The 12330-nt window shown below is 40.8% G+C and carries 8 protein-coding genes and 1 tRNA gene; 3 read left to right on the top strand and 6 right to left on the bottom strand.

The window, feature by feature from the left end; translation table 11 throughout:
- Nucleotides 1–24: 24 nt before the first annotated feature.
- The 4 genes from AC4J95_RS13065 to sfsA all read right to left on the bottom strand — a co-directional run bounded on the left by AC4J95_RS13065 (nucleotide 25) and on the right by sfsA (nucleotide 3234).
- Nucleotides 25–98: transfer RNA gene (locus AC4J95_RS13065), tRNA-Arg, on the bottom strand.
- Between the two features lie 195 nt (nucleotides 99–293).
- A complete protein-coding gene (locus AC4J95_RS13060) occupies nucleotides 294–1472 on the bottom strand; it encodes a DEAD/DEAH box helicase (RefSeq protein ID WP_494550265.1) in 1179 nt (392 codons plus the stop codon).
- Nucleotides 1473–1480: 8 nt separating this feature from the next.
- Nucleotides 1481–2482 (bottom strand): Gfo/Idh/MocA family protein, encoded by a 1002-nt coding sequence (locus AC4J95_RS13055; RefSeq protein ID WP_494550264.1) that lies wholly within the window; start codon nucleotides 2480–2482, stop codon nucleotides 1481–1483.
- A 20-nt stretch (nucleotides 2483–2502) separates the two neighbouring features.
- A complete protein-coding gene (gene sfsA, locus AC4J95_RS13050) occupies nucleotides 2503–3234 on the bottom strand; it encodes a DNA/RNA nuclease SfsA (RefSeq protein ID WP_494550263.1) in 732 nt (243 codons plus the stop codon).
- 234 nt (nucleotides 3235–3468) lie between these two features.
- Between sfsA and AC4J95_RS13045 the strand changes: the two genes are divergently transcribed.
- Complete coding sequence (locus tag AC4J95_RS13045) at nucleotides 3469–3825, top strand: DUF4828 domain-containing protein (RefSeq protein ID WP_494550262.1); 357 nt, start codon at nucleotides 3469–3471, stop codon at nucleotides 3823–3825.
- A 33-nt stretch (nucleotides 3826–3858) separates the two neighbouring features.
- Here the strand turns inward: AC4J95_RS13045 and AC4J95_RS13040 are convergent, their stop codons facing one another.
- The gene (locus AC4J95_RS13040) at nucleotides 3859–5295 is read right to left on the bottom strand and encodes a glutamate synthase subunit beta (RefSeq protein ID WP_494550261.1); all 1437 of its coding nucleotides are present in this window, start codon (nucleotides 5293–5295) and stop codon (nucleotides 3859–3861) included.
- Nucleotide 5296: 1 nt separating this feature from the next.
- The gene (gltB, locus tag AC4J95_RS13035) at nucleotides 5297–9787 is read right to left on the bottom strand and encodes a glutamate synthase large subunit (protein WP_494550260.1); all 4491 of its coding nucleotides are present in this window, start codon (nucleotides 9785–9787) and stop codon (nucleotides 5297–5299) included.
- Between the two features lie 215 nt (nucleotides 9788–10002).
- On the opposite strand from gltB, the gene efaR reads away from it, so the two are divergent.
- Nucleotides 10003–10650, top strand: a complete 648-nt coding sequence (efaR, locus tag AC4J95_RS13030; RefSeq protein ID WP_494550259.1) for a transcriptional regulator EfaR — start codon at nucleotides 10003–10005, stop codon at nucleotides 10648–10650.
- Nucleotides 10651–10785: 135 nt separating this feature from the next.
- On the top strand, nucleotides 10786–12300 hold the full coding sequence (gene zwf / locus AC4J95_RS13025) for a glucose-6-phosphate dehydrogenase (protein ID WP_494550258.1): 1515 nt from the start codon (nucleotides 10786–10788) through the stop codon (nucleotides 12298–12300).
- Nucleotides 12301–12330 lie beyond the last annotated feature (30 nt).

Genomic DNA, 12330 nt, shown 5'->3' with positions numbered 1-12330 from the left:
GAATGACTCCAAGCGGACTTTTTACGTTCTCGACTGGAATCGAACCAGCGACCTATCGCTTAGGAGGCGATCGCTCTATCCTACTGAGCTACGAGAACATATCTATATCATTGTAGCTATTTTAACTTAATTTATCAAGATGACTAACTTAAATTTAATGAACTCATTTGCAGTTTAGAAAAAATAAGTTTATCTTTCTAAATCTTCTTTAAATGCCAATTGTTTTCTTTCAAAGCAAAAAATTCCCCCTACATAGGAAACTGCAATTTAGAGTCCTATCCAGAGGGAGAAAATTATTTACGTTTTTTTTCTTTATTTCTTTTTTTCTTTTTCTTTTTCGGCTCGCTTTGTTTGACTGGTTCTTCTGTTAATAATTCACCACCAAATAGGTAAATTGGTGATAGTGCCAGATCAAGTTTCTTAGCAATTTTGCTTAAGTCCGATTTTTCTTGCGGAGTAACCAATGAAATCACTACGCCACTATTTCCCATTCGTCCCACACGTCCAGCACGATGCAAATAGCTTTCTTCTGTCATTGGAACATCCGCATTAATCACAAACGGTAGAGCTTCGATGTCCAAACCACGACTGGCTAGATCTGTCGTCAGAAGTCCCAGCGCTTGATGCTTTTTAAATTGATCAATCGCATTTTTTCGTGAAATTTTTGATTGGTCTGATGCAAGACTTACTACTGGTAAGTGATGGAAAAGTAGTTTTTCTTCTGCGCTCCCCATATCAGTCAGTTGATTGAAAAAAATCATTCCCCAAAAAGCAGGTAAATTTAACAGTCGTCGTAACTGATCGACTTTTTTACGATCGCTTGTCTCTAAATAAAAATGTTGTACCTCGCCTTGGCTTTCATCTTCCTTTGAAACATCAATAACCAATAAATCTGACTCGAAGTTGTTCAATTCGTTTAATACGGTGTCAGCTGTTGCGGAAAAATACAGACGTTGTGCATCGTTATCGCTAGCTTTCAAAATTTTTTGAATCAATTGTAGGCTCTGGCCTTGAACTAATTGATCGACTTCGTCAAAGACCAGTGTTTTAATCGCTGGCGCTTTGATTTTTTTCGATGTAATTAATTCTAGAACCCGGCCCGGCGTGCCGATTAGTAATTCTGGTTTTTTCTTCAGTGCTTCTTGCTGACGTTTGACGTTGGCACCACCAATCAAAGGCTGCACTTTCATGCCTGATCCAGCTAACCATTTGCGCGCTACTTCTACGACCTGCATCGCTAGCTCCTGCGAAGAAGTCAGGACTAAAATTTGACTTGGGGTACCTGATTTTAACTGATTAATCAATGGCAATAAATATGCTAGTGTCTTGCCACTGCCGGTCGGAGCAATTCCCACCAAATTTTTTCCATCAACGATTGATTGATAAACTTTTTCTTGGATCAGTGCGGCTTTCTGAAAGCCTGCTTCTTCCCAATTTTTTTGTAAGAATGGTACAAAATCTTGATTATTCATAAGTTCCTCTATTTCTCGTCAGCATCAAAAATGATGCCCGCGCTTTTTCGCATATCATAAATCACTTGGTTCACATTACGGGATAATTCGACCCATGCTTCATAATCAGTCCCTAAATTTCGGTCAGTTGGATTCAAGATCACCCGCGCAAACTCTTCTGCTTCTTCTATCATCGGATTTTCCAATTGATGGACGCTCAATTTTTCACGGCGATGATGATCTCGATCATAGAAAACTACTTCACTAATCGAGTTTACAGCATTCAACACCAAAGTTCCATTCATTAAATAAATTTCTGACTGTTGGAAACTGTCACCTATTTTACCTGTGCGAATCGTCACATCAAAGTTTTCATATCGCAAAACACCAGTTCCAATCCCGTCAACACCCGTTGAGATTTTTTGCCCAAAATAGACACTTTCTCTTGGCATCCCGAACCAAGCTAAAGCTGCATATATCGGATAAACACCTAAATCAGCTAATGCTCCGCCGGAAAAATGGGGTGAAAAAATATTGGGCTCTTGACCATCTAACACTTGGTCATAACGTGAAGAATACTTCATGAAACTGAAATCAGCACCGATGATTTGATCCTTCAATGGGAGAAAATCGGTTACTGTTTTGAATGCTTTTTCATGAATATTTCGAGCCGCCTCAAAGAAAAAGACTCTTTGCTGATTCGCTAACTTGATAATCTCATCCATTTCCTTCGGTGTGGAGAAAGCAGGCTTTTCTACGATTACATTTTTCCCAGCCAAGATACCTTGTTTCGCCTGCTCAAAGTGTAAACTATTGGGCGAAGCGATATAAACTGTATTTAAATGTTCAATTCCGAAAAATGTATTGAGATCAGTTGCATACTCAACATCACCATATTTTTCACCGAATTTCTGAGCTGTTTCTAGTTTGCGTGAGTAAACTGCTGTTAACTGATACTTGCCTGTTTCCTGAGCTGCTTGAACAAATTGATCGGTGATCCAATTCGTTCCAATAATACCTAAATTAATCATAATTCTTTTCCGCCTTTCAGTTACAGATTGGGATCAATAAATGCTTGCTCCAAATCAAAGGGGACAGCCCCTTTAATGGTAATCGTCTCCTGATCTACCTCACAATTATACGCTAAAACCTGTACGCCGTCTGCCACAGCCATTTTCACTGCTTCATAAAGGGCAGGTTGCATCACACGATGAATCGTCGCAGCTGTAATCGTTGGAAATTGTACGATGAACAGAACATAAGAATGATAGCCCATTGTTTGGGCTAACCTAAGCTCTTCCACATGTTTCAGTCCCCTTAATGTTGGCGCATCAGGAAAAGCTCCGATTCCATGATTTTCCAGCGTCATACCTTTAACCTCAACAAATCCTTTTTCCTGCTGATTGGTTTCAAAATAAATATCAAATTTTGAGCGCTCGTAGGTATACTCACGCTTTAGAAAGTTGATCGTTCCTTTTAATCCTGGCAATTTAATATTTCCAGCTAAAATTCCTTCGGCTGCCAAAGCGTTCGGTATTTGTGAATCGATATTGATCCACATTTCTCCCTTCTTCACAGCGATAAGATCATAAGCCGTCTTACGTTTGTCTGATGGTTGATAATTTACAGCCACCAGAGCAGATGGTAATAATAGCTCTTTGCTGCGACCAGTATTTTTCACATGGGTAACGATTTCTTCTCCCGTGTCTATTAACCGACAGCGAGCGATAAAACGATTGCTTCTTTCAATAAAGATAGCTAGATGAATCGCAGAATACTTCATTTTTTATCAAAATCCTTCTAAAAAAAGTTAAATAGTCCTTAAGCCTGATGGAAAGATGACAGACTTTATTATATAGTATAACAAAGCATGTGTGAAAGGATGCCAGCTCCGCTTTTTTAGATTTATTCGAAAATGATCAACTATCTAATAGTTTTTTGCGGATTTGTATACAACTCAAAAATCCCACAAATTTAAAAAATTTATATCTGTTAAATTTAGAAAGGAGTTTTTTTGATGAGATTGAAATGGCCCGTTTTCCTCAGTGCGACATCTCTTGGTGTTGCTGCCTTGGGTTCTAAACTTGTCCGCAAGCGTGAAGCAAAGGACTTAAATAGCGTTTATGTCGGTTCTTGGGAATTCGCTCATCCAAAAGAACGCAGACATCACACGATTACAATCTATCCTGATTTATCGATTATTTTAGATGGCACAGCCATCATCTATCAGCTCATTGAACTTAGTGAACAAAAGCTAGCAATTCAAGATCAATATGGTTATCACTTAGTAATTAATACCAAAAATGGATCACCAGACACACTTTATGATGAGCTGGATGATGTATCTTTACCGATCGTCCCAGTGAAAAATTAAAAATGGATGCCAATTACGGCATCCATTTTTTTGCTATTGATGAATCAACGAACGTAAAATCTGATCCACATTTTCTGCTGCTTTACGTCCCTCACGGATTCCCCAAATAACAAGGCTTGGTCCACGTCTGGCATCGCCAGCCACGTAAACTTTTTCATTGTTGGTTGTGTAATCTTCATAAATCTCCTGAACATCAAAAGCATCTAGTAAGCTTTTCTCAGCTCCAGTAAAGCCCATTGCCAATAAAACTAAGTCAGCTTTCAACGTTTTTTCAGTTCCTGCAATTGGCTGGAATTGATTATCTACTTGAGTGGTCTCAATCGCAATCACTTGTCCACGTTCTGCACCGATAAATGCTGTCGTAGACGTGTTATAGGCCGTCAGCTCTGAATTTTTCAACGCGCCTTCTTCTTGCCCATACCCTTCACGATTGATCATAGAATATTCCGGCCATGGATTATTGGCTGCACGTTGCGCTGGTAATTGTGGCGTAATCTCTAACTGTTTTACCGAAGTGGCTCCTTGACGAATTGCTGAGCCAATACAGTCATTCCCGGTATCACCGCCACCAATAACAATAACGTTCTTGCCGGCGAGCTTCTGGTCTGTCACTTTTTTCCCATGCTTCATGACATCTTTCGTACACTCAGTCAGATAATCTACCGCAAACTGAATTCCATGAAGTTCTCGGCCCTTAATCTTCAGATCTCTTGGCACACTGGCTCCACTAGCGATGATGATCCGGTCGTAGCTTGCTTGTAGTTCATCCGCTGTAACGTCCACTCCAACTTCAGTATTCAATACAAAGTTAATACCGACTTCCTCCATTACATCGATTCGACGTTGAACAATCTCTTTATCCAACTTCATATTAGGAATCCCATACATCAACAAGCCCCCTGCACGATCACTGCGTTCGTAAACGGTCACTTGATGCCCTAATTGATTCAACCGCCAAGCAGCTGAAAGACCTGCTGGACCAGAACCAATGATAGCAACGGTAAAGTTCGTTCGTTCTGTCGGCAGCCCATCCGCTTTGACCCAATCATTTTCAAAGGCATTATCAATAATGAAGCGTTCGTTATCATGGATCGCTACACCTGATCCGTTTAAACCTTCTGTACAAGATTTTTCACACGGCGCGGGACACACACGACCCGTCATTTCCGGTAAGGGGTTAGTTTTCGCCAACCGATCAAACGCACTTTTGAAATCGCCACGATAGACAAAATCGTTCCATTCTGGAATCAGATTGTCATTGGGACAACCTGAAACAGCACGTTTGCCTCCGTAAAAAATTCCTGTGTGGCAAAATGGGATCCCGCAGTTCATACAACGAGCAGCTTGCTCTTGCCGTTCTTCTACATTAAGTGGTGTTTGCAATTCTTCCCAATCTTGAATGCGCTCTTCGACTGGTCGATAAGGATTGTCCTTCCGAGGATATTTTAAAAAGCCAAATGGATCTGCCATCCTAGCCACGCTCCTTTCCAGCCGGTACTGTTTGTTCACCAATTACTTCAATGAAGGCTTTTTCGATCAATTCTTCACCTGATAATCCGGTTTTCGCTAATTCTTCTGTTACACGAACCATTTCGTGATATTCTCTTGGATAAACTTTTACAAAATGCTTTTGAGCATTTTCCCAATCATTCAGTAACTCAGCGGCTTTTAACGAATCTGTGTAAGCCAAATGCTTCTCAATCATTTCCTTCAAGACCGTATCGTCACCAGATTCTCCAAGGTTGAAAAGATCCACCATTTCTAAATTACATTTATCAGCAAATGTCCCGCTAGGATCATAAACATAAGCGACCCCGCCTGACATTCCGGCAGCAAAATTTCGTCCAGTTGAACCTAAGATAACTGCAACTCCGCCAGTCATATATTCACATCCATGGTCACCAACGCCTTCGACAACAACATTCGCACCACTATTTCGAACACAGAACCGTTCACCGGCTTTTCCACGGAAGTAGCCTTCACCGCGATTTGCACCAAAACAAACAACATTCCCAACGATTGGTGAATTCTCGACATCATATGCAGCATCTTTAGGGGGCACAATAATTACGCGACCACCACTTAGTCCCTTCGCCACATAATCATTTCCCTCACCAATCAGTTTTAATTCCATCCCTTGAGTGATAAATGAAGCAAAACTTTGACCTGCAATCCCAGTGTAGGTGTACTTGATCTGCCCTGGTGTTAACTGATAATTGCCAAAGCGTTCTGCAATCCAGCCGCCCATTCGCGCACCGACTGTTCGGTTGACATTATTGATTGAAGAACTCATTTTCACTTGCTCACCGTTTTTAATCGCACCTTCAGCAAATTGATCCAGTTCTGGCCATTCGCGTTTTTCTTTAAACGGATCTTCTGTTTTGCGTTCAATGCCAATACTTGTTGATAAAATTCGAGAAAAGTCTAATGATTTTGCCTTACCTTTTGCAATGAAGCGCGGCTCCAAGACTTCAGTATGACCAATCATCTCATCAATACTTCTGAATCCTAATTCAGCCATGATTTCTCGCAAATCTTCCGCGATAAAATACATCATATTGATTAGATGTTCAGGTTTTCCAACAAAGAATTTGCGTAATGCGGGATTTTGTGTCGCCACACCCACCGGACAAGTATTCAAGCTACATACGCGCATCATGACACAACCAATCGCAACTAACGCTAACGAAGCAAAGCTATACTCTTCTGCACCTAGTAAAATCGCCATCGCAACGTCGCGGCCAGTCATTAATTTTCCGTCTGTTTCCAACGTCATGCGCTGACGTAAATTGTTCATCGCTAATGTTTGATGCGCTTCGGCAACACCCATTTCCCAAGGTAAGCCCGCATCACGAATCGAATTACGTGGTGATGCTCCTGTCCCGCCATCGTACCCAGAAATCACGACGACATCTGCTCCAGCTTTGACTACACCGGTAGCAATCGTTCCGACACCGGTACTTGATACCAATTTGACATTTATCTTAGCATAAGGGTTGATCGCTTTTAGATCATAGATTAATTGTGCTAAATCCTCAATCGAATAAATATCATGATGCGGTGGTGGCGAAATTAAGCGTACTCCTGGTGTAGATCCACGAATTTCTGCAACCCAAGGGAAGACTTTGTTGCCAGGCAACTGTCCACCTTCACCCGGTTTCGCTCCTTGCGCCATTTTGATTTGTAATTCTTCGGCACTCATCAAGTATTCAGCATTTACGCCGAAACGACCTGAAGCGACCTGCTTAATTTTACTATTGAAATTTTTCCCATCTGCTTGTGGCTTGAATCGTTTGCGATTTTCTCCACCTTCGCCACTATTAGATTTTGCACCAATACTATTCATTGCCTCTGCAATGCATTGATGGGCTTCTTCACTTAATGAACCATAAGACATCGCCCCGACTTTGAAACGCTTCACGATTTTACTCGCTGGCTCTACTTCAGAAAGCTTCACTGCTGGACGATCTTTTTTGAACTCCCACAATGCGCGCAAATTCGTTGGCTCTTCTAATGCTTCTTGATTCATTTGATCAACATAATGCTTGAACAATTGGTAATCACCGGCACGAACTGCTTGCTGGAAATTATAAATCGTTTTCGGATTGAACAGATGATGTTCCCCATCAGCCTTGTACTGAAAACTCCCGCCAGAAGCCAGCAGATCATTTTGTTGCGGACCGTAAGCTAATTGATGCCTTTCAAGATATTCTTCTTCAATCTGATGTAACGATAATCCGCCGATACGACTAGCAGTACCAGTAAAGTATTTATCCGTAACTGGTTGGCTGATACCTACAACTTCAAATAATTGAGCCCCATGATAACCAGCGATCGTTGAAATCCCCATTCGTGACATTACTTTAACGATGCCTTTTTCAGCAGCTTTCCGATAATTTTCCAAGCCATTCTTAATGTCAAAATCCTTCAACGTTGCGTATGCACCATAAGGATGTATCCCGCTAGCTCCATAACCGATCAATGTGGCAAAGTGGTGAACTTCGCAAACTTCTGCAGAATCTACAACCAAACTTGCTAATGAAGCTTTTCCTTTTCTTACTAAATAATTATGCACACCTGATACAGCCAGCAAAACTGGCATCGCCATTTTCGTTTCCACTGACCCTCGATCACTTAAGATTAAGATTGTTGCCCCCTGATCGATTGCGGACTCAGCCTCTTTAAACATCTGCTCCAAGCCATCTTCTAGAGCATTATAGCCGCCAACTGGATACAATGTTGAAATTGTCACCGCTTTTTGTTCCTTCGTGTTTAATTGAGTGATTTTATTAAAATCAACACTGCTGAGGACAGGACTTTTTATTTTTAGCTTTTGGCAGTTATTAGCATCATCAACTCGGATATCTCCGTCCCGTCCCAAGAACATCTCAGTACCGATCACTAATTGTTCACGAATCGCGTCAATCGGCGGATTCGTTACTTGAGCAAACTGTTGTTTGAAATACGTAAACAACGATTGGGGCTTCTCACTTAAAACTGCTAGAGGTGAATCATACCCCATTGAAAGAACAGGTTCTTCGCCTTTTTCCGCCATTGGTAATAGCTCGTCACGGATAATTTCATCCATGTAGCCATTCAATTTCCACATCTTTTGCAATTCTTTTTCTGTCATCACCGCTTCTTTTGATTCAATTTCAGCGAGTTGAGACAAATCGATCCGATTTTCAGCTAACCATTCACTATAAGAATGAGCCTTTGCATATTTTTCTTTGATTTCCTGATTGCGATAAAATTTCCCGTTGATCGTGTCAACTAAAATCATGTTAGCTGGGCCTAAGACACCTTTTTCAATGACATTTGATGGGGCAAAATCTACAACACCAGATTCTGATGCGACTTGAACAAACCCGTCTTTCGTAATGGAATAACGTGAAGGTCGTAAGCCATTTCGATCCAAAGTAGCTCCTACCATCTCACCGTCCGTGAAGCACAAAGCTGCTGGACCGTCCCACGGTGCCATAAAACTGGCGTTATACTCCTGAAAAGCAGTCATTTCTTCACTAAGTCCTGCTTCTTCTGACCAGGCTTCTGGTACCATCATCATCAATGCGTGAGGAATATCACGACCATTACGGTACAAATACTCCATACAATTCTCTAACTTTGCCGAGTCAGAATCTTCTTCGTTATATACTTCGATGCCATGACTCTTCATCCAGTTTTCTGAACCACGCAACGTATTAATTTCTCCGTTATGAGCAAGAAAACGGAAAGGTTGAGCGCGGTCCCAACTAGGGAATGTATTCGTAGAAAATCGAGAATGTACAACAGCAATACTAGCTGCGAAATCTTCATCCTGCAGGTCATCATAAAAAATACCTACCTGATACGCATGAAGCATCCCTTTGTAAACAATCGTTTTACTAGACAGGCTACAGATAGCCATTTCACCTGCATGATAGGTTTTCTCTAATTTACGACGCAAACGATACATGCGATCTTCAAAATCACGATCAGTTTGGACTTCTAACGGGCGCTTTATGAATAGTTGCACAAAACTAGGCATTACTTTTTGCGCGCCTGGTCCACAATTCTCATATTGAAAAGGAACGTCACGTTGCCAAGGAACTAAGTAACCCGCGGCTTCGATTTCTTTTACAAGCGCTTGCTGTAAACCTTTCTTGTGCTTTTCGTCGGCTGGTAAAAAAAACATCCCTACCGCATATTGACCACGTTCTGGTAAAGATGCACCGGCTACTTTTGCTTCTCGTTGGAAGAATTTGTCAGGAATCGTTGCTAGAATCCCTGCACCATCACCAGTTTCAGGTTCTGCTCCAGTTCCACCGCGGTGATTCATTCGTTCCAACATTGTTAACGCATGCTTCACTAATTGATGTGAAGCCTTCCCTTCCATCTGAGCAATAAAGCCCATACCACATGCATCCTTCTCAAATGAGGGATCATACATGGTCGGGGCTCCTTTTTCAAGTTGCTTTGTCATTGACATCAATCCTTTAAATAGTTTGACAATTCTCATTTATTTTTAATATACTACCTTTTTTTTTAAAGATAGGCAAGGATTCTTAGAATTTTTTTTTTATTACTTCTGTTATTAGGCGCTTTCTTCTTTAAAAGATCAGTCCAATCAAATGGAAAAAAAGAGATTAATTTGGTAAACTTAATCTGATATGCTTCGTTACGAAAGGATGAACATCAATGACACCGAATCGGGAAGACTACTTAAAATTAATATTAGAATTAGGTGGCGACAAAGAAAAAGTTAGTAACAAAAAAATCGTTGCTGGTTTGTCCATTTCTGGCGCTTCTGTCAGCGAAATGATCAATAAATTAGTAAAAGAAGGCCTTGTTGAACATTCGCCCTATCAAGGAGTACAACTGACACCGACAGGTTTAGAAAAAGCGAGCACGCTAGTGCGCAAGCATCGTTTATGGGAAGTTTTTTTAGTGGATCATCTAGGCTACTCATGGAATGAAGTCCACGATGAAGCTGAAGTCTTAGAACATGTGACGTCCTCACAATTAGAAGAAAAATTGGATACTTATCTGAACCATCCAACTTTTTGTCCTCATGGCGGAATGATTCCACAACAGGATCAGACAGTCCACGAAAAGGATCGTCAAACTTTAGCAAATTACCCAGAAGGCACAAAAATTCGAATCGCACGCGTCTTAGATGAAAAAGATCTGCTTGATTACTTGATGGATCTTGGTATAAAAATCCACGAAGATTATAAAATCACAAATATTGCGGCCTATGAAGGACCAATTACTTTACAAAATGACCGAAAAGAGGTTTCAATAAGTTACAAAGCAGCATCAACGATTTTTGTTGACTCATTATAAACATTGTATGCTAATTCAACTTTGCCAGTTTTACTTCTTGCTTTAGCAAGTTAGTAAAATGGTATGCGTAATGACGATCAGACTCATATTTCTCGTGAAAAATGAATACATTATTATGAACTAGGAGTGGAATTTATGGAACAAGCAGCATTATTCACCATTTTTGGTGGAACCGGCGATTTAGCACAGCGAAAACTTTACCCCTCGTTGTTTCGTCTATACAGAAAAGGCAACTTAGCCAACCATTTTGCGGTAATCGGCACAGCTAGACGACCATGGAGTGATGAGCACTATCGTGAGATCATTCGCGATACGATTAAAGATATTGCGCCAACAGAAAAAGAAGTACAAGAATTTTCAAGCCACTTTTATTATCTGTCACACAATGTCAATGATACCGATCATTATGATCAGTTAAAAAAATTGTCAGATAAGCTAGACGAAAAATATGACCTACAAGGAAACCGTGTATATTACTTAGCCATGGCACCTCAATTTTTCGGTACGATCGTCAACCATTTGAAATCGCAGGAAATTTTAACTACCACCGGCTACAATCGTTTAGTAATCGAAAAACCATTTGGCTTTGATTATGATTCGGCGAATGAGCTGAATAATCAAATTCGAAAAGTCTTCCCAGAACAAGATATTTTTCGGATTGACCACTATTTAGGCAAAGAAATGATTCAAAACATTTCCGTGATCCGTTTTGCTAATAATATCTTTGAATCCCTTTGGAATAACCGATACATTGAAAATGTTCAGATCACTTTTTCCGAAGCGCTTGGCGTGGAAGATCGTGGAGGCTACTATGAACGTAGTGGCGCATTAAAGGATATGGTTCAAAACCATATCCTGCAGGTCGTAGCTTTACTAGCGATGGAAGTTCCAACCTCTTTTTCTAATCAATCGATTCGTGAGGAAAAAGTAAAAGTTTTACAGGCGATTCGCCGCTACAATTCAGACGAAGTTTTACAGAATTTTGTGCGAGGACAATATGACGCCGGTGCGTTAGATGACAAAAAATTTGCAGCCTATCATGATGAGCCGAATGTTGCAGAAGATTCTTTGATGGAAACTTTTGTTGCTGGTAAATTCTTGATCGACAACTTTCGCTGGTCTGGTGTTCCCTTCTATATTCGAACAGGGAAACGCATGACAGAAAAAGGAACACGAATCAATATTGTCTTTAAACAAGTTCCAGTGAATGTCTTCAACTTCGAACAAGAGGAATCAGATAGTGAAGAACTACCGCAAAATATTTTAACCATCTACATCCAGCCAACAGAAGGTTTCTCCTTAACCTTAAACGGAAAGAAAATTGGGCAAGGCTTCAATACTGACCCAGTGAAGTTAGATTTCCGTCAAAGCGCAGAAGTAACAGAAAATAGTCCGGAAGCATATGAGAAATTGTTGTTAGATGCCTTGAACGGTGATGGAACTAACTTCTCTCATTGGGATGAAGTTGCTAACTCATGGGAAATCGTGGACCGTATCCGCAATACCTGGGATCAAACTACTCCAGGTTTTCCAAATTACGCAGCTGGTACGATGGGCCCTCAATGTGCCTTTGATCTGTTAGCAAAGAATGGGCATGAATGGGCTTGGCAGCCTGATCAATGGTATCGTGAGCGCGGGAAATTAGAATAATTTTTCATCAAGATAGAAGCTGGGATTTTC

Source organism: Enterococcus sp. GPZ-007, assembly GCF_059374735.1.
This window is presented reverse-complemented; position numbering and strand designations above follow the sequence as displayed.

Bases quoted from the DNA above. Each gene is read 5' to 3' on its own strand.
- AC4J95_RS13055 (WP_494550264.1), bottom strand. From the start codon at position 2,482: ATGATTAATTTAGGTATTATTGGAACGAATTGGATCACCGATCAATTT.
- AC4J95_RS13060 (WP_494550265.1), bottom strand. From the start codon at position 1,472: ATGAATAATCAAGATTTTGTACCATTCTTACAAAAAAATTGGGAAGAA.
- efaR (WP_494550259.1), top strand. From the start codon at position 10,003: ATGACACCGAATCGGGAAGACTACTTAAAATTAATATTAGAATTAGGT.
- AC4J95_RS13045 (WP_494550262.1), top strand. From the start codon at position 3,469: ATGAGATTGAAATGGCCCGTTTTCCTCAGTGCGACATCTCTTGGTGTT.
- sfsA (WP_494550263.1), bottom strand. From the start codon at position 3,234: ATGAAGTATTCTGCGATTCATCTAGCTATCTTTATTGAAAGAAGCAAT.
- zwf (WP_494550258.1), top strand. From the start codon at position 10,786: ATGGAACAAGCAGCATTATTCACCATTTTTGGTGGAACCGGCGATTTA.
- AC4J95_RS13040 (WP_494550261.1), bottom strand. From the start codon at position 5,295: ATGGCAGATCCATTTGGCTTTTTAAAATATCCTCGGAAGGACAATCCT.
- gltB (WP_494550260.1), bottom strand. From the start codon at position 9,787: ATGACAAAGCAACTTGAAAAAGGAGCCCCGACCATGTATGATCCCTCA.